This window comes from Rhizobium sp. CNPSo 3670 (assembly GCF_057784555.1).
Genome location: NZ_JBXSOL010000009.1, coordinates 154,957 through 171,639 on the forward strand (window position 1 = coordinate 154,957; position 16,683 = coordinate 171,639).

Consider the following 16,683-nt stretch of genomic DNA (forward strand, 5'->3'; position numbering starts at 1 on the left):
GACACTATTATGGACACATGTTCTATAAAGTGGACAGATTTGACGGGAGCGCGCCATGCATCTATCCATGTGGACTTACCCCTGGGACATCCAGGACCAGGGACTCGACGCGTTTGCCGTCGAGCTTACCGGCCGGGCGGGCCTCACCACGGTCAGCCTGGCGACCTCCTATCATGCTGGCCGTTTCCTGCAGCCGCGCAGCCCGCAGCAGAAGGCCTATTTTCCCGAGGACGGGACGATCTACTTCTGGCCGGATGAAAGCCTGTGGCAGGACAAGGTGATCCGGCCGCTGATGGCCAGCAATGTGACCGAGCGGGGCGATATGCTGGAAGCACTCGTCAGGGATCGGCAGGCGACTGGTCTCAAGGTCTCCTGCTGGACGGTCTGCCTGCACAATAGCCGCCTCGGCATGCTGCATCCCGCCCACGTGACGCGAAACGCCTTCGGCAATCCCAACTATTACAACCTTTGCCCTTCCAGCCCGGCCGCGCGCGATTATGTCGTCACTCTCGTGCAGGACATCACGACGAACTACCGGCCCGACATGGTGGAGCTCGAAAGTCCGAACTTCATGGGCTTCGCGCATGAATACCATCATGAGAAAGACGGCGTCGGCCTGAATGCTGAAGACGATTTCCTGCTGTCGCTCTGCTTCTGCGATCATTGTATCGCGCGCGCCGCTAGAGCCGGCGTGCCCGCAGAGGGCGCGCGCAGAACTGTGGCGCGCTTCATCGCCGAGCTCTGCGAACGAGCGGTGCCGGAGCGGCAGTTCCCGGATTTCCCGACGGCTGGCATCGATGCCTTCCGGGGCCATTCCGATCTCCATGCCTATCTTGCGTGGCGCAGCGAGCCGGTGACCAGCCTGATCGGCGAGATCAAGGGTGCGGCCGATCCGGCGACGCATATTGTGCTCATTGACCTGAAGGACGGCTGGCTCGGCGGCGTCGATCTCGCAGCCGTCGGCAAGCTCTGCGACGGGGCGATTCTTTGCTGTTACGACATGACGCCGGAGGCCGTCAGTGATGTCATCCGAGCCGGCCGGGCGGCAATGGGGGCGGGAAAGTTCCTCGGAGTCGGGCTGCGCGTCTTCTATCCCGAGGTCGGCGGACCTATGGTGCTCGCTGCACGCGCCAAGGCCGCCATCGATGCCGGCGCCGATGGGGTAAATTTCTACAACTTCGGCCTCGTTCCGGCAAAGCGTCTCGATTGGGTCAAGGCCGCGGTGGACGCAATCAGTTAAGCGCGAGCGCGCGTGGGGATTGGCTCAGGATGCGATAGGTTCGGCGACCTGGATCAGGCAATCGCCGGCCTGGCTGTCGCAGTGCAGCCTGTGCGAGATGACAATGCCGCTTTCGGCGAAACGCAGTTCTTCCTCCGACTGCTCCAAGCGTTCCAGGTCATGATACCATCCCGCCCGATCGCCGGCGGCAACGGTGGCGCCGAGCGCGATAGCCGGCTCGAACCAGCCTCTGCGGCTCGCATAGATGCCCTGGCTGTGCCTCGACAGCGAAAGCAGCTGCAGAGGCCCCGGTTGGGGAAGCGGTCCGAGTGACAGCACCGAACGCTCGACGATGCCGAGTGTCAAAAGCAGCCGGTCGATTGCCGCCGCCGTGAAGGTCATCGTCTCGGGCGTCACGGTTCCGCCGCCGCCAAATTCGCCGGAAAGCCCGATCGTCCCCGCCCGTGCGGCAGCACCCATCGATGTCGGTGCCGCCGGCCCGTTATCGGCGATGAAGGCATAGGACGCGCCGAGCGCCCGCATCAGCGACACGGACCGCTCGAAGCGGGCGGCATCGGCCTGTCGCTCGATCAACGCGCACGGCAGGTGCGCCATCGACGTGCCGCCCGAATGCAGGTCGAGCACGACGTCGTGGCGCGGAAAGAGTTCACGTTCGAGGAAATGCGCCATCCGCGCTGTCGGTGATCCCAGAGGATCGCCAGGAAAGGCGCGGTTGAGGTTGCCGCCGTCGAAGGGCGAACAGCGCCTGGCCGCCATTACCGCCGGCAGGTTCGCCATCGGCAGGATGGTGACGGCGCCGCTTATTTCCGTAACGTCCAACAGCCGCATCAGCCGGCCGAGTTGCAGTTCACCCTCGTATTCGTCACCGTGATTGCCCGCCATCAGCAACAGAGACGGGCCCTCGCCATTCCTGAGATGAAGGACCGGGATGCGGATCTGATAATAGGGAGAACGGTCGATCGAATAGGGGATGGCGAGATAGCCGGCCTGCCGGCCCTCGCGCGAGAAGTCGATCGGATTGACAATGCCGCTGTGCATCATGTCTCCAGTCCGGGCGGTTACTTCGCCCTCAGAGCGCGGCGACCGCGGTCATTTCGACGCGCAGATCAGGATCGGCGAGCCGTGCTTCGGTGCAGGCGCGCGCCGGCGGGTTTTCGATGTCGATCCAGCTGTCGTAAACGCCGTTCATCGCCTCGAAATCGGTAATCGCCGGCAGGAAGACGTCAACGGCGAGGAGGCGCGATCGGTCCGTACCGGCTTCCTTCAAAAGGGCGTCGATCTTGGCGAGCACATCGCGGGTCTGCTCCTCGATCCCAGCCTTGCGATTTTCCGCGACCTGGCCGGCAATATAGACGAGACCGCCATAGCTGACGGCTTGGCTCATTCGCGAACCTTTCTGATAACGCTGGATCATGGGCAGGTTTTCCTTTTCTTGCTTTTGAAGGGAAGGTTCAGCCGAAGCTTGTGAGATAGGCCGCCGTCACCGAGTGGTCGGGGTCGAGGCCATAGAGAATGGCGTGCCGGTCAAGGCAGGTGCAGGGATGCGAGATGCCGAACTCGATGACGTCGCCGACGCAGACGTCGCTCCCTTCGGGAAGAGCGACGAAGGCGTGCTGATCGTTGAGGCGAAAAACCTCGGCGCCCTTGAGGTCGCCGAGATATGACCGATCGCGATAGAGCGCCAGCGGCCGCGGCAGCCCTTGGTCCATCGCCACGTCGCGCAGGCCCATGCCTGAGATTGCAAGCCGCGGCTCCGGCCGCGACAGGACTTCGGCCCAAACCCTGAGCGCCGGACGAAACCCTGCCGCTGCCGAAAGCGTCTCGCCAGCCATACGGAAGCCGCCGCGCGCATCGAGGCCGGCAAGGCCGCGCTCGTAAACGCCGTGATCGTGGAAGAAGATGGCGCCGCTTCGCAGGATCAGCCGGCAGGCCGGATCGGCGGCAACCGCGGCTGAAAGCCCGGCGATCACGAGATCGAAAAACACCGAGCCGCCTGATGTCACAAGAAGCGGTCGGTCAGGGCCTGTGCGGGCGCGCACCTTCGACAGAAAATCTGCCGTCATTGCCATCAGAGCCTCGATGCGAACAATTGTCTCTGCCGCATCGGCGGTCGCGGCAGCACCTTCATAGGCGGCAATGCCGCTCAACCGGAAGGTCGACGTCTCGGCGGCAAGAATTGCATCGAGAACTGCCTCAGCGGCAGCGGCGCTGCGGATGCCGGCCCGGCCCGCGCCGAGCTCCACCAGCAGGCCCAGAGGTGGCAGGTCCGTACGCTCTCGCCACGCCGACCGGAGCGCTTCGACGAGTGCTGCCGAATCCACGAAGATGTGGAGTTCGGCATCGGGATACCGGCCGAGCAAAGCCGCAAGCCGTCGGGCGGCTGCCGCCCCGCCAATCTCGTTGGCGAGGATCAGGCGGCGTTGTCCCGCCTCGAGCAGCACGGCGGCCTGGCGGATATCGGCGACCGTGGCGCCCCAGGCGCCAGCCGCCACAAGCGCGTCCGCGAGCGCCGTCGACATCGGCGTCTTGGCATGCGGAGCGATTTCGGCATAGTGGCTTTTTACATAAGCGATCATCAGGTCGACATTGGCAGAGAAGGCCTGCCGGTCGAGCGAGATCAGCGGCAGAGCCATCCTGCCGTCATAAGGCTTCCAGCCCTGTTTGCCGATTTCCGAGAGCGGAAGCGGTGGATGACCCGGCGGAAAGCCCCGCACCCGCTCATCGATCAGCGCGTTTTCCCACACAGCATGAAGGTCAGACATGGCAGCCCCTCCGGGCATCGGCCGGGTTGGCGATTCCGAGACGGTAGGTATCGTTGGCGGTGGCGAAGAACAGGGCGCGCTGCTCGTCCGGAGAAAGCCGCGAGGCGACCGTACGGAAAACCTCATAGACCTCGTCGAAAGAGGCGTGCAGACCTGCGACCGGAAAATCGCTCGCAAACATCGAACGTTCAGGCCCGAAACAATCGAGGCAATGCTCGATCACCGGCCGCAGGCTTTCAAGCGTCCAGTTACTGTCGTAGGCAATGAGATCGGAAATCTTCAGGCGCATGTTGGGTTCTTTACCGAGTGCCCGCAGGCCGCGGCGCCAGAGCGTCATGCCATCCTGCGTCCGGTCGACGGGGCTTCCGCCGTGGTTGAGGACGAAAAGCGTCTCCGGAAAGGCCTGTACGAGCTCAAGCGCTTCATCCATCTGCCAGGGATAAAGCATCAGGTCGAAGACCAGCCCGAGCCGCGTGGCATGCGCAAGCCCCGCCCGCCAAACAGGATCGCTCATGCGATCCGGACTCGACGCAAAACTCTTCGCTGCATCGGCATGCCAGCTGAGAATATCGCGGATGCCGACGACATTGGGATTTTCAGCTTCCGTCTCGATCAGGCGCAGGGCACCCGGTCGGTCGAGGGCAATGCCGGCGACATAACGGTGCGCCACGCCGGAGCCGCGGTCGAGGCCATCGAGCCAACGGCTCTCCTCCAGCGGGTAGGCAACGGACCAGCCGGCCTCGACATGGACGGTCGCAACCACGTTCTGGCGCGCGGCGTCGGCGCGATAATCGTCAATCCCATAGTCGCGCAGGATCGGCGCCAAGCTCCCGAACACCATCTCTTCGCCGGTCTCCTGCGCTTTCTGAAGCCAGGGATGACGCTGCAGGCCGAGATCCCAGAGATGGTGGTGCGGGTCGATCACCGGCCCATCATAACATCCCGTCATCGGCGCGCCTCGCGGCCGGAAACGAGCAGAAGGGCAAGGATCAGCGTGCCGAACATGATCGACCGCCAGCCGGGCGAGGCGTTGACGACGGTGATCAGAGCCGTCGCCGTCACAAGCAGGATCGCTCCCGGGATGGTCCCGGCATAGGTGCCGCGGCCGCCCAAAATCGAGGTACCACCGAGCACGACGGCGGCGATCGAGGTCAACAGATAGGGATCGCCAATGCCGACATAACCCTGCCGGTTCATGCCGAGCACCAGAACGCCGGCAACCCCTGCGAAAAAGCCCGACAGAGTATGGGCGATCAGTGTGTTGCGCGTGACGCTGACGCCGGAAAGCCGGGCCGCCAGCGGGTTGGCTCCAAGCGCGAGGAAACGGGCGCCGATCGGCATGCGGTGGACGAGCAGGAGGACGACGACCGCCACGGCGAGCCACAGAAGGATGCCCGAGGGGATGCCGAGCGGCCGCGACTGCCCGAGGATGATGACTGCGGGATTGCTGACGGTGACGGCGCTGCCGCCGGCGACGATGACGAGCAGACCCTGCAGGAAGGTCGCCATGGCAAGTGTCATGATGATCGGCGGGACGCGCAGATAGGTGGCACCTGCGCCGTTCATCAAGCCGATGCAGGTGGCAATGGCAAGCGCCGCCGCGATGCCGGCAAGGCCGGTTGGATCCCATGCCGGCGAAATCAGCGGCAGCAGGATGGCCGTGACTGTAATAACAGCGCCGACGGAAAGATCGATGCCGCCCATCAGGATGACGAGCGTCTGCCCCGCGGCGACGATGCCGATCACCGCGGCGAGCTCGAGAAGGTAGCGCAAATGGCCGTAGGCGCCGAAGCCGCGCAGCGTAAAGCTTGCGACGATCCAGACGAGCGCCACCAGAAGAAATGTCAGCAGCGGCGGGTTGCGGAACGTCGATCGGATGATGTTCAACGTCTTGCCCTCCACGCGCCGAGAAGTTCCGGAACGGCGACCGCGCCGACGATGATCAGGCCTTGAGCGACATATTGCGCGACGGGCGGGAAGCCGAGGAAGAACATGACGTTGATCATGACCGAGAGGAGCAGGCTGCCGCAAACCGCGCCGCGCATCGTGCCCTTGCCGCCGAGGAAGCCGACGCCGCCGAGCACGGCGGCGGCGATCGAGTTGAGCGTGAAGGGTGTGCCGATCACGGGATCGCCGGAGCCGGTCTGCGCCGCGACGAAGAGGCCGGTCAGTGCTGCCAGCAGACCGGAGAGAGCGAAAGCCGTGACCTTCACGCGTTCGACGGGGACGCCGGAACGGAATGCACCGATAGGATTGTCGCCGGCTGCATAGATGCCGAGGCCGAGCGGCGTGGCCAGAAAAAGTTTCCAAAGCGCCAGGAACACCAAAAGCATTAGAAAGGCGATGGGTGTATGGCCGGCCAGCACCGTAGACAACCAGTCGGGAATGGCGCCACCTGGCCGCGGCAGCAGGATGAGGGCGACGCCGCTGATGATGAAGGAGCCGGCGAGCGTGACGATGATCGCAGGAAGCCTCAAATAGGTGACGATGGCGCCGGTGGCGGCGCCGATCGCGAAGCCGGCGGCGGCGACCGCGAGTATGCCGCCCGGAACACCAAGCGCCCCTTCCATCGTCGTCGCGGCGATGACCGCGCCGAGGCTGACGAGCGGCCCGATCGCCAATGTGATGCCGCCGTTCAGCATGAGCAGCGCCTGCGCCATGGTGACGAGTGCGAGCGGGAACCAGTTCTGCGTGAACTTCGAGAAGCCGCCGATCGAAAGGATGCCGGGAAAGAGCATCGCATAGAGGATGAGAAAGGCCGTGACGACAAGGTAGAGGCCGGCGAGGCCGCGATTGCGGCGCATCTGGATCGAGGGATAGAGCCGGGATTGGGAATTGGTGTTCATGCCGCCTCTCCCTGTTCCTTGGTCGTGACACCCATGGCCGCACCGACGATCGCTCCTTCGCTGATCTCATCCTGCGACAGCATCGCCGCGACGCGTCCTTCGCGGAGAACAACGACACGATCGCAGAGATGCACGAGTTCGGGCGTATCGGAACTGGCGAGTATGACGAGCCGCCCTTCGGCGGCGAAGGCGCGGAGCATGAGATAGATCTCCCGCTTGGTCTCGATGTCGACGCCGCGAGTGGGATCGTTGAGCAGCAGAACGGACGGATCGAGCGGCAGCCATTTGGCCAGCGCCACCTTCTGCTGGTTTCCGCCGGAAAGCGCCTGCACCGGGCGGGCCGTATCACCCTTGATCGTCAGCCGGCGCGCGAGATCGGCGACGAGGCCGGTTTCCGCCTGCCGGTCGCGAAGGCCCTTGGCGGCAAGCCGTCCGAGCGAAGGCAGGATGAGATTGGATGCGATGGAATGCGGCAGCACCAGCCCCTCATGCTTGCGGTCAGCCGGGACATAAACGATGCCCGCGGCATTCGCCTCGCCGACATCGGCGGGCAGGCCCGATTTGCCGGAGACTTCCGCCCGGGCGGCTGCGGCCGGAATGGCGCCGTAGAGGCCAAGCAGCAGATCTTCCTGCCCTTGACCCACAAGCCCGCCGATGCCGACGATCTCGCCGGCGCGGGCGGAGAAGGCGATGTCTTGCACCATACCAGCGGAAAAGCCTTCGACGCTGATGCGCATGACACCGGGCGTGGCGGCCCCGCGCCGCGGGAACAGGTCGCCGGGCTCGCGGCCGACCATGAGACGCACCAGCCCTTCGCCATCGATGCCGGAAAGCGACTGATCTGCAGTGACGCCACCATCTTTCAGCACCGTAACATGCGAGCAGAGCGCCTGCACCTCGTTGAGGCGGTGGGAAATATAGAGGAGCGCCATGCCGCGCCCCTTGAGCGTCTCGATCAATCGGGCGAGGACGCCGGCTTCATGGGCCGAGAGCGACGAGGTAGGCTCGTCCAGAATGAGCACGCGCGGCTTGCGAAACAGCGCCTTGGCGATCTCCACCATCTGGCGGCGACCGAGCGCGAGATCGGCGACCGGCATGTCGACCGGCTCGCTGAGCCCCACCATGTCGCACACCTCCTGCACGCCGCGGTAAAGCGCTCGGTAATCGATGAGGCCGAACCGGCGCGGAAAGGCGCCGAGTCCGATATTTTCGGCAATCGAGAGACTGGCAGTCAGGCTCAGCTCCTGCTGTACCACGGCAATACCGGCTTTGCGGGCCGCCGCCGGGCTCAAACGGCCGACCGGTTGGCCGTCTATCAGGATTGACCCGCCGTCCGGCTGGAGCGCGCCGGACAGGAGGTTGATCAGCGTGGACTTGCCGGCGCCGTTTTCGCCGAGCAGGGCATGAACCCTACCCGGCCGAAGGGCGATGTCGACGCCCTTCAAGACGGGGTTGCCGAAAAACCCCTTGAACACCTGCCGGGCTTCCAGCAGGGGGCTTTCTTCCGTCATGACGACGTTCCCCAACGCGGATTACTTGCTCAGCAGCTTGTCGAAGAGTGCCTTGTCATAGTCCGAGTAGATATAGCCGTCAGCTGGGAACTTGTCGGCGCGCGCGAGATAGCTGCCGATCGAGCTGTCGTCGATAACAGGCAGCGGCACTTTGACGAAGGCTGGGACATCCTTGCCCTGCAGTGCCTGGACCGCCGTATAGACGGAGAGCGCTCCGAGCCAGTTGGGCTGCATCGTCGCCCAGCCCTTCAATCCCTTCTCTTTCCAGAGCTCGAGGAACTGGCGGGCATTTTCGCCTGTTGTCGGCACCTGATCGCGGCCCTGACGCTCGAAGGCAAGAACGGAACCGGCCGACAAGGCGCCGCCGAGCGACAGCACGCCGTCAATTTCCGGATTGGCGAAAAGCAGGCTTGTCATCGCTTCCTGTGCCGGCGCGACATTATATTCCGTGTTGGTTTCGGTAATCACCTGGATGCCGGGATTGGCATCGAGAACCGGCTGGGCGCCCTTGCGGCGGTCGTCGCTCACCGAAATGCCGGCCGGGCCGTTCATGACGATGATCTTGCCCTTGCCGCCGAGCTGGCTGACCATCCACTTGGCCGCCGTCGCGCCCCATTCGTTGGAATCGGTGTTGATCTTCGCCGTCACCTTGTCGGTATTGACCAGACTGTCGAAATTCACCACCGCGATACCCTTGTCGCAGGCGTCCGAGATGACTCGGTCGAGCGCCGTGGAGGAACCGGCGATCACGACGATGGCGTCGACATTGGCATCAATCATGGACTGGATATGCTGGATCTGCGTCTGGGCGTTGCCCTGCGCATCCGTGATCATCAGGTCCTTCACCAGGCCCGCTTTCTTCAGCTCCTCCACTTCGGCCGTAATCGTGCCTTCGGTCTGTTTCATCCAGGTCGGCACCGAATAGATATTCGCCCAGCCGATCGTGAAGGGCGCCTTCCTGTCACCCTTGATGCAATTGGCGGCAGCCGAGGCCGAGCCGGTGGAAAGAACGAACAGGGTGGCAGCAGCGGCAGCGCCGGCGAGAAGGCGACGGCGACGCGAGGCGGAAATGCTGTTTTCAGAATTTTTCATGTCGATCCCCTTTTGTGTGGCAGCGTTAATGCTTGCCATCTGTTTTTGTCCAATATAATGTACACATGATCTAAATACCGGACGCGCTGATCTTATGCCGATTTTTCCGCCTCGCAAGAGGGATGAAAAAAATTTTCGTCGGCCGGGAACTACAGGATCGGTTGACAGATGCGGCAGAGGGTTTGAAAAGCTTGGCCGAACAGAAATTGGGATCGACAGCAATGGACGCAATTCAGGACGAAGCGATCGGCAAGCGTGCCCGAGGGCTCGACCGGGCCTTCGAAATCCTCGATTTCCTGCGCCAGAAGCGACAGGCTTTGAAGCCGAATGAAATAGCAGCGCAGATCGGCGCACCGCGCTCATCGGTCTACGAGCTCGTCAACTTGTTGCTGAGCAATGGCATTCTGGAATTCACGGGCGGCGAGGGGCGAGTTTATCTCGGCCGTAAACTCTATTTCCTCGGCGCCGCCTATGAAAACCATTTCGATTTCACCCGCGAATGCGAGGCCGCGCTGGAACAGCTCGCCGACGAAACGCGGGAGACGGCGCAGTTCTGCATGCTGGACGGAAACAAATATACGGTCGTGCGCATGCGCGAAGGCGCGCGGCCGTTCCGCATTTCGACGGATATCGGCCAGTCGGTGCCGATCCCGTGGACGGCCTCCGGGCGCTTGCTGGTCGCGCATCTGTCGGATCAGGAAATTCTGAACTTCATTCCGTCGCAGGATTTTCGTCTGCCTAACGGCGAATGGCTCGATCCGCAAAGCTTCCTCGTCGAGGTCCGCCAGGCCGAGCGAGAAGGTCTCTTCACGTTCAACAGCATCGTCGACAGCTTTACCCATTGTTTCGCCGTGCCGGTGCGGGGCGAGGAGGGTCATGCGGCCGCAACGCTCTGCCTGGTCACGCCGCGCGACGACGGCATTGCGAACCGCGACCGCTACCTCGATTGCCTGAAGAAAGCCGCCACTGGCCTGGAGCATGCCCCGGCTCGGCCGAAACGGGGCTGATACCCCGGACACGACGCGCCTTGATCGCCGGCGACACTTCCTGCAGGAACTCGCGCCGAGCCACGTGCTTCCTTAAATCTTAGCACGCTCGCTGGGCTCTGCCCGCGTGCACATCGAAGAGCCGCTGCAGGACGAGCTATGTCTCGTTGTGCTCTTCGATGTTGATTTCCAGTTTGAGCCCAATCCCGCAAATCTATTCACTCTTCCCCCGAAACTACGAAATGATGTTTCTCTATTAAATTTATAGAGTACGTAATTAATATTCCGACGGCAAACGACGAACGGAGAGGATGCGAAATGACACGGAAAATCAGGCTTGGGGCATTTCTTCCCGGCGGTGGACAGCATGTTGCATCGTGGCGGCATCCCGACCAGCCGGTCGACGGCGCGACCAGTTTCGAGTTTCACAAGCAGCTCGCCCTGACGGCGGAACGCGGCCTCTTCGATGCCTACTTCCTGGCCGATGGATTGGCCGTTGGCTTCGGTGGAGCCCGTGAAGGCGGCAACGCCCGCGTGGCCGGCTTCGAGCCCGTCACCTTGTTCTCCGCCCTTGCGCCTCTCACCACCCATCTCGGCTTCATCGCGACGTCCTCGACCACCTATGAGGAACCTTATACGACAGCCCGCAAGTTCGCTTCGCTCGATCTGATCTCGAACGGGCGCGCCGGTTGGAATGTCGTCACCACGACAGGCGACCTCACGGCGCAAAACTTCAACCGCGAAACCCAGCTTCCGCATGCCGAACGATATCGCCGCGCCGCCGAGCATGTCGACGTCGTCCGCAAACTCTGGGAGAGCTTCGAGGATGACGCGTTCATCCGCGACAAGGAGACCGGCGTCTTCTTCGATCCGGCGAAACTGCACGACACCGACCACCGTGGCGAGCATTTCAGCGTACGCGGCCCGCTCAACGTTTCGCGCTCGCCGCAGGGGCATCCCGTTATTGTGCAGGCCGGCCAATCGGAGGACGGCCGGGGACTCGCCGCCGCGACGGCTGAAGTCATCTTCACCGCCCATCAGCATATCGAAACCGCCCAGGAGTTCTATCGGGATATCAAGGCGCGCGCCCGCGGACTCGGCCGCAATCCGGATCATATTCTGGTCATGCCCGGCGTATCCGCCTTCGTCGGCAGGACCGAGGCGGAGGCACGTGAGAAGTATGATCGCCTGACCTCGCTCATCCTCGAAGAAGATGGGATCGGCCTGCTCAACGGCCTGACCGGCGGCACGCTCGACCTGCACGGCTATGATCTCGACGGGCCGCTTCCGCCTGCACCGCCGACGGAAGGCATGAAGAGCCGCCAGGCCCTCATCCGCCAGATCGCAGACGAAAACAACTTCACCATCCGCCAGCTCTATCAGTGGATCGCATCGGCCCGCGGCCACTACACCATCGTCGGCTCGGCAGAGCAGATCGCCGATACGCTGCAGACATGGTTCGAGAACGAAGCGGCCGACGGCTTCAACATTTTGCCGCCTTGGCTGCCGACGGCGCTCGACGACTTTGTCGATCTCGTCATCCCGGAACTCCAGCGCCGCGGCCTGTTCCGCACTGCCTATGAAGGCAAGACGCTCCGGGAAAATCTCGGCTTGCCTTTCCCGACAAACCGCTGGGCTGCCGGACGCACCGTCCTTGAGGCAGCGGAGTGAGGAGAAACCCATGGCCTACGAAATCAACCAGGCTCTTCCGAGAAGCTTCGGCCGACTGAAAAGCAGCAAAAGCAATAGTTCCGCTCTGGCCTCCCATATACGCGGAGTGCTCGCGGCATTTCTGCCGCGCTACGGTCTGCTCATCAGCTTCCTCGTGCTCTGGCAGGTGTCGAGCACCAGGGGCTGGATCAATCCCGCTGTCTTCCCGCCCTTGAACGTAATCCTGTCGGCGCTGTGGACCAATCTTGCCAATGGCGCCTTGCTCGATGATATCGCCGTCAGCCTGCAGCGATCCGGAACCGCCTTCGCCTTCGCCGTCCTTGTCGGTATTCCGCTCGGTCTGTTCATGGGCCAGTTTCGCTTGGTCGAACAGGCGCTTGACCCAATCCTGCAGCTCTTCCGGCAGACCTCGGCGCTGGCGCTCTATCCGGTTTTCATCCTGCTGCTCGGGCTCGGTGAAACCTCCAAGATATTCGTGATCTTCTGGGCGACACTGTTTCCGGTGCTGCTCTCCACGATCGGCGGCGTCAAGGAAGTGGACAAGAAGCTCATAGAAATGGCTCGCACCTATGGCGCCGGACCGCTGACCGTCTTTCGCCGCGTCATTCTGCCAGCCTCCGTCCCGGCGATTTTCGTCGGCTTGCGACTTTCGGCGACGACGGCGCTTCTGCTGCTGATCGCTGCCGAGATGATCGGCGCCAATAAGGGCATCGGCTTTCAGGTGATGAACGCCCAGTACAATTTCCAGATCCCGCTGATGTTTGCGGCGATCCTGCTGCTCGCCTTTCTGGGGCTTGCCGCTAATGCCCTGCTCGTTCTCCTGCAGCGCCGTCTCTGCCGCTGGTCTCAGCCGAGCACGTAACCCGCTTCCCCCCGATTTTCCTCTTCCGAAAGGACATTCCATGACATTCCATCCCCGCAATCTTCTCCTGCCGGCTGTGATCGCTCTCGGTCTTGCCACGCCGGCCGCAGCCGCCGACACGGTGAAGCTGCGCTACCTCGCCAGCCAGGGCGGTCTTGCCGCCCATGAACTTGCCGAAGCGCTCGGCTATTTCAAAGACACCGGCATCACGTTTGAGAATGTCGGCTATGCCCAGGGCGGCCCTGCGTCTCTCATCGCTCTCGCATCCGGCGACGTCGAGATCGGCAGCGCCGCCACCTCCGCCGTCCTCAATTCGATCATCGGCGGCAATGATTTCGTCGCCGCCTATCCGTCGAACGGCATCAATGACGAGGTGCAGTCGACCTTCTACGTGCTGGAAGACAGCCCGATCAAAACGATCAAGGACATCGTCGGCAAGAGCATCGCAGTCAACACGCTCGGCGCGCATCTCGACTACACGATCCGCGAGGCATTGCATTCGGTCGGTCTGCCGAGCGACTCCGCCAACCAGGTCGTCGTTCCCGGGCCGCAGCTCGAGCAGGTACTGCGCTCCAAGCAGGTCGATATCGCCGCCTTCGGTTATTGGCAAACAACCTTCGAGGGTGCAGCACTGAAGAACGGCGGCCTGCGCCCGGTTTTCGATGATACCGACGTGCTGGGAGACATTGCCGGCGGCTTCGTCGTCCTGCGTCGCGATTTCATCAAGCAACATCCGGAAGCCTCGAAAATCTTCGTCGAACAGTCGGCCCGCGCCCTCGACTATGCCCGCGAGCATCCCGAGGAAACCAAGAAGATCCTGGCCAAGGCGCTGGCCGAACGCGGCGAGAATCCTGATATTGCGCAGTATTTCCGTGGGTACGGCGTGCGCGCCGGCGGTCTCCCGGTCGAGCGCGACATCCAGTTCTGGATCGACGTGCTGGTTCGCGAAGGCAAGCTGAAGCAGGGCCAACTGGCGGCCAAGGACATCCTGTATACGGCCGATGCAAAACCGGCGAGCAATTGAGGAGGCGTGATGAGCGTCGCTGAGGACATTCGCCGCGGGGAGGTGACGATCCGTCGCCTCTCCAAATCCTACAAGCTGAACGGCAAACCGCTGCAGGTTCTGAAGGATATCAATCTCCATATCCGCTCCGGCGAAAGCCTCGCCATCGTCGGCGCCAGCGGATCGGGCAAGACCACGCTGCTGCGGGTTCTCGCAGGTCTGGAGGAATCCGACGGCGGAGAGGTGCTGGTGGACGGCAAGGCGGTACGAGGCGTCGGCGCCGAGCGCGCCGTCATCTTCCAAGAGCCGCGCCTTCTTCCCTGGCTCACCGTACTTGATAACGTGGCTTTCGGCCTGGAAACGAGAGGTCTGACGCGTGAAAAGGCGAGGGAGCGGGCGCGCCGCTATGTCAAGCTCGTCGGCCTGCAGCAGTTCGAGACCGCCTATCCCCGGCAACTGTCGGGAGGCATGGCGCAGCGCGTCGGCATCGCCCGGGCACTTGCCGTCCAGCCGGAGATATTGCTGCTCGATGAACCTCTCGGCGCGCTCGATGCGATGACAAAGATCGGCATGCAGCAGGAGCTCGCACGCATCTGGCGTGACGAGGACGTGACCACCATTCTCGTCACACATGATCTCGAGGAGGCGATCTATCTCGCCGATCGAATCCTGATCCTGCCGCGGGAAAGGGGAGGCGAGCCACGTCTGATCGACATCGATCTGCCGCGTCCGCGCGACCGCAGCGCGCCGGAATTCGTTCGTCATCGTGAAGAGCTGCTGAACCTGTTTGGATTGCATTGACGGATGCTTTGCGGGCGGCCCGTGCCGCCGGCTCTATAGCAACCTTTGCATCAGCCCACGGATCAGCAGCATTTCACCCGACCCATGGATCAAAGAGCTCGATTCCCAAACCTTGGAAATCCCTGGTGTTGCGCGTCGCAAGGGTAAGATCGTGAGCAACCGCGGTCGCAGCGATCAGCCCATCCATCGATGACAAGCCACGGCCGCTTCGCTTTGCGTGGCCCATCAGATCTCCCCAAGCCAGGGCCACCGCTTCGTCCACCGGGATGATGCGCCGCTCGAAACGCTGCGGCAGATCGCGAGCAAGCCAATTGGCCAGCACGTCACGTTTTCGTCCCTTGTCCATGAGGGCGACACCGCGGCGGATTTCTGCGACCGACACGACGCTGATGAAGGAGCGATCCTCGTCAAGCCCATCCAGCCACCCCAGGACGCGCGCATCGGGGTTCGGTTTCGTGACCTCGGACAGGACATTGGTGTCCAGCAGAAGTCTCACAGTTCGTTATCGCGTGGTTCGTCGCGTTCACGCTCGAGATCCAGATCGGCGCCACGCAGCGGTGACTCCATCAGAAATTCGGCCAGCGTCCCCTTGCGGGCGGTCTTGCGTTGCCATTCCTCCGCAGAGACAACGACGACGCTCGGCTTGCCGTTGCGTGTAATTGTCTGCGGCGCGGCTTGCGCGCGTTCGATCACCTCAGAAAGCTTCGCTTTCGCGCTGGCCACGGTCCAGCTTTCGTCGCCTTGCCGTGATGACTGCATGGCCCACCTCCTGACCAGAATGACTATTATGACTATATAAGCCGTGAATAGGAGAACGGCAAGCTTCGCAAAAGAAATGACAGGCGCCCGTCGCCGAAGGCGGAATGAGCGACTTGCGCCATGGTCACATATCTCCAAACGATGAAGGTTTGAGCAGCGGCACGGCGACGGTTACTCGCGGCCAAGATATCACCTCAGCGCGAAAGCATCCCGTTGAGGCGATGAATATGAGCAGCGCCGATGCCGCAGCAGCCGCCGATGATCGTGGCACCCGCTTCGGCCCAGGAGCAGGCAAAGCGCGAATAGGCGTCGTCATTCAGGTCGTCACGTGTATCGTGCAGGCCCTCGTTGGCGGCTGCCTCGCCGGTTTCTCCTTCGAAGGCATTGGCATAGACCCCGATTTCGATCTGAGCATTCCTCTCCCGGAACACCCGTGCCGCCGTCTCGACCGCGCCCTGCATGACCTCAGGCTTGCTGCAATTGAACAGGAAAGCCGCCGCACCCGATGACACCGCCCAGGACGCGGCATCCTCGACGCTTTCGCCGGAGCGGAGTTTCGGTGCGCCACCCCTGATCGCCGCCTCGTCATCCGCCAATGTGAAGGAAATCCAGAACGGCTTGCCCGATGCCACCACCGCTTTGCGAACGGCCTCGCCCTCGGCAATCAGGCTCAAAGTCTCACCGAGCCATAGGTCGACGAAGGGAGCGAGGTTTTCGACCAGCACCTCGAGATAGTCCTGCACCCGGGAAGGCTGGAAATTCTCAGGCTCGTAGGAGCCGAAGATCGGCGGCAGCGATCCGGCGACGAGCACCTTCCGGCCGGTCACGGCATCGGCAGCCTCGCGCGCCAGACGACCTGCAAGTCGCATCAGCGCCGGCCCCTCCTCTTGGAAGCGGTCTTCGCCGATATGGAAGGGCACGAGCGCATAGCTGTTCGTCGTGATGATTTCAGAGCCGGCGGCGATGAATTCCTGGTGCACCTTCCGCACGACCTCAGGCGAATTCATCAGCGCCAGCGCCGACCATTCCGGCTGCTTCAGTTCGGCGCCCAGCCGCAGAAGCTCGCGGCTCATGCCGCCGTCGAGAATTCGCGTTGTGCTCATGAGGTAGTCTCCATTCAGGCTGTCGCGCCGTTACCGGCGCCGGGCTT

General features: G+C 62.8%; 17 protein-coding genes. 6 read left to right on the forward strand and 11 right to left on the reverse strand.

Annotation, left to right across the window (positions count from 1 at the left end; genetic code table 11):
- The first annotated feature begins 55 nt into the window (after positions 1-55).
- Positions 56-1,240 carry a hypothetical protein gene (locus AC13QO_RS11955; protein ID WP_488540753.1) on the forward strand — a complete coding sequence of 395 codons (1,185 nt, stop codon included), beginning with the start codon at positions 56-58 and terminating at the stop codon, positions 1,238-1,240.
- 24 nt (positions 1,241-1,264) lie between these two features.
- Here AC13QO_RS11955 and AC13QO_RS11960 read toward each other — a convergent pair whose 3' ends face one another.
- The 8 genes from AC13QO_RS11960 to AC13QO_RS11995 are packed head-to-tail and all read right to left on the reverse strand — an operon-like array spanning position 1,265 to position 9,451.
- A complete protein-coding gene (locus AC13QO_RS11960) occupies positions 1,265-2,278 on the reverse strand; it encodes a succinylglutamate desuccinylase/aspartoacylase family protein (RefSeq protein ID WP_488540754.1) in 1,014 nt (337 codons plus the stop codon).
- 31 nt (positions 2,279-2,309) lie between these two features.
- Complete coding sequence (locus tag AC13QO_RS11965; protein WP_003572224.1) at positions 2,310-2,654, reverse strand: RidA family protein; 345 nt, start codon at positions 2,652-2,654, stop codon at positions 2,310-2,312.
- Positions 2,655-2,691: 37 nt separating this feature from the next.
- On the reverse strand, positions 2,692-4,002 hold the full coding sequence (locus AC13QO_RS11970) for an alanine racemase (RefSeq protein WP_488540755.1): 1,311 nt from the start codon (positions 4,000-4,002) through the stop codon (positions 2,692-2,694).
- The gene (locus AC13QO_RS11975) at positions 3,995-4,951 is read right to left on the reverse strand and encodes an amidohydrolase family protein (RefSeq protein WP_488540756.1); all 957 of its coding nucleotides are present in this window, start codon (positions 4,949-4,951) and stop codon (positions 3,995-3,997) included. Before AC13QO_RS11975 ends, AC13QO_RS11970 begins: the two co-directional genes overlap by 8 nt.
- The gene (locus tag AC13QO_RS11980; protein ID WP_488540757.1) at positions 4,948-5,889 is read right to left on the reverse strand and encodes an ABC transporter permease; all 942 of its coding nucleotides are present in this window, start codon (positions 5,887-5,889) and stop codon (positions 4,948-4,950) included. The genes AC13QO_RS11975 and AC13QO_RS11980 overlap by 4 nt, the downstream gene beginning before the upstream one ends.
- Positions 5,886-6,848, reverse strand: a complete 963-nt coding sequence (locus AC13QO_RS11985; protein ID WP_488540758.1) for an ABC transporter permease — start codon at positions 6,846-6,848, stop codon at positions 5,886-5,888. Before AC13QO_RS11985 ends, AC13QO_RS11980 begins: the two co-directional genes overlap by 4 nt.
- The gene (locus tag AC13QO_RS11990) at positions 6,845-8,359 is read right to left on the reverse strand and encodes a sugar ABC transporter ATP-binding protein (protein WP_488540759.1); all 1,515 of its coding nucleotides are present in this window, start codon (positions 8,357-8,359) and stop codon (positions 6,845-6,847) included. Before AC13QO_RS11990 ends, AC13QO_RS11985 begins: the two co-directional genes overlap by 4 nt.
- Positions 8,360-8,380: 21 nt before the next feature.
- Positions 8,381-9,451, reverse strand: a complete 1,071-nt coding sequence (locus tag AC13QO_RS11995) for an ABC transporter substrate-binding protein (protein ID WP_085781255.1) — start codon at positions 9,449-9,451, stop codon at positions 8,381-8,383.
- Positions 9,452-9,672: 221 nt separating this feature from the next.
- On the opposite strand from AC13QO_RS11995, the gene AC13QO_RS12000 reads away from it, so the two are divergent.
- The 5 genes from AC13QO_RS12000 to AC13QO_RS12020 all read left to right on the forward strand — a co-directional run bounded on the left by AC13QO_RS12000 (position 9,673) and on the right by AC13QO_RS12020 (position 14,774).
- On the forward strand, positions 9,673-10,458 hold the full coding sequence (locus AC13QO_RS12000) for an IclR family transcriptional regulator (protein WP_488540760.1): 786 nt from the start codon (positions 9,673-9,675) through the stop codon (positions 10,456-10,458).
- 297 nt (positions 10,459-10,755) lie between these two features.
- Positions 10,756-12,108, forward strand: a complete 1,353-nt coding sequence (locus tag AC13QO_RS12005; RefSeq protein WP_488540761.1) for an LLM class flavin-dependent oxidoreductase — start codon at positions 10,756-10,758, stop codon at positions 12,106-12,108.
- 10 nt (positions 12,109-12,118) lie between these two features.
- Positions 12,119-12,970, forward strand: a complete 852-nt coding sequence (locus AC13QO_RS12010) for an ABC transporter permease (protein ID WP_488540762.1) — start codon at positions 12,119-12,121, stop codon at positions 12,968-12,970.
- Between the two features lie 40 nt (positions 12,971-13,010).
- Positions 13,011-13,994, forward strand: coding sequence for an ABC transporter substrate-binding protein (locus tag AC13QO_RS12015; RefSeq protein WP_085780728.1), 984 nt, complete (start codon positions 13,011-13,013; stop codon positions 13,992-13,994).
- A gap of 9 nt (positions 13,995-14,003) precedes the next feature.
- Positions 14,004-14,774, forward strand: a complete 771-nt coding sequence (locus tag AC13QO_RS12020; protein WP_488540763.1) for an ABC transporter ATP-binding protein — start codon at positions 14,004-14,006, stop codon at positions 14,772-14,774.
- A 73-nt stretch (positions 14,775-14,847) separates the two neighbouring features.
- Here the strand turns inward: AC13QO_RS12020 and AC13QO_RS12025 are convergent, their stop codons facing one another.
- From AC13QO_RS12025 to AC13QO_RS12035, 3 genes are all read right to left on the reverse strand, one after another.
- Positions 14,848-15,270, reverse strand: a complete 423-nt coding sequence (locus tag AC13QO_RS12025; protein ID WP_488540764.1) for a PIN domain-containing protein — start codon at positions 15,268-15,270, stop codon at positions 14,848-14,850.
- On the reverse strand, positions 15,267-15,533 hold the full coding sequence (locus AC13QO_RS12030; RefSeq protein ID WP_488540765.1) for a type II toxin-antitoxin system Phd/YefM family antitoxin: 267 nt from the start codon (positions 15,531-15,533) through the stop codon (positions 15,267-15,269). Before AC13QO_RS12030 ends, AC13QO_RS12025 begins: the two co-directional genes overlap by 4 nt.
- 194 nt (positions 15,534-15,727) lie before the next feature.
- A complete protein-coding gene (locus tag AC13QO_RS12035; RefSeq protein WP_488540766.1) occupies positions 15,728-16,636 on the reverse strand; it encodes a homocysteine S-methyltransferase family protein in 909 nt (302 codons plus the stop codon).
- Between the last annotated feature and the right edge of the window lie 47 nt (positions 16,637-16,683).

Bases quoted from the DNA above. Each gene is read 5' to 3' on its own strand.
- AC13QO_RS11955 (WP_488540753.1), top strand. From the start codon at position 56: ATGCATCTATCCATGTGGACTTACCCCTGGGACATCCAGGACCAGGGA.
- AC13QO_RS11960 (WP_488540754.1), bottom strand. From the start codon at position 2,278: ATGCACAGCGGCATTGTCAATCCGATCGACTTCTCGCGCGAGGGCCGG.
- AC13QO_RS11965 (WP_003572224.1), bottom strand. From the start codon at position 2,654: ATGATCCAGCGTTATCAGAAAGGTTCGCGAATGAGCCAAGCCGTCAGC.
- AC13QO_RS11970 (WP_488540755.1), bottom strand. From the start codon at position 4,002: ATGTCTGACCTTCATGCTGTGTGGGAAAACGCGCTGATCGATGAGCGG.
- AC13QO_RS11975 (WP_488540756.1), bottom strand. From the start codon at position 4,951: ATGACGGGATGTTATGATGGGCCGGTGATCGACCCGCACCACCATCTC.
- AC13QO_RS11985 (WP_488540758.1), bottom strand. From the start codon at position 6,848: ATGAACACCAATTCCCAATCCCGGCTCTATCCCTCGATCCAGATGCGC.
- AC13QO_RS11990 (WP_488540759.1), bottom strand. From the start codon at position 8,359: ATGACGGAAGAAAGCCCCCTGCTGGAAGCCCGGCAGGTGTTCAAGGGG.
- AC13QO_RS11995 (WP_085781255.1), bottom strand. From the start codon at position 9,451: ATGAAAAATTCTGAAAACAGCATTTCCGCCTCGCGTCGCCGTCGCCTT.
- AC13QO_RS12000 (WP_488540760.1), top strand. From the start codon at position 9,673: ATGGACGCAATTCAGGACGAAGCGATCGGCAAGCGTGCCCGAGGGCTC.
- AC13QO_RS12005 (WP_488540761.1), top strand. From the start codon at position 10,756: ATGACACGGAAAATCAGGCTTGGGGCATTTCTTCCCGGCGGTGGACAG.
- AC13QO_RS12010 (WP_488540762.1), top strand. From the start codon at position 12,119: ATGGCCTACGAAATCAACCAGGCTCTTCCGAGAAGCTTCGGCCGACTG.
- AC13QO_RS12015 (WP_085780728.1), top strand. From the start codon at position 13,011: ATGACATTCCATCCCCGCAATCTTCTCCTGCCGGCTGTGATCGCTCTC.
- AC13QO_RS12020 (WP_488540763.1), top strand. From the start codon at position 14,004: ATGAGCGTCGCTGAGGACATTCGCCGCGGGGAGGTGACGATCCGTCGC.
- AC13QO_RS12030 (WP_488540765.1), bottom strand. From the start codon at position 15,533: ATGCAGTCATCACGGCAAGGCGACGAAAGCTGGACCGTGGCCAGCGCG.
- AC13QO_RS12035 (WP_488540766.1), bottom strand. From the start codon at position 16,636: ATGAGCACAACGCGAATTCTCGACGGCGGCATGAGCCGCGAGCTTCTG.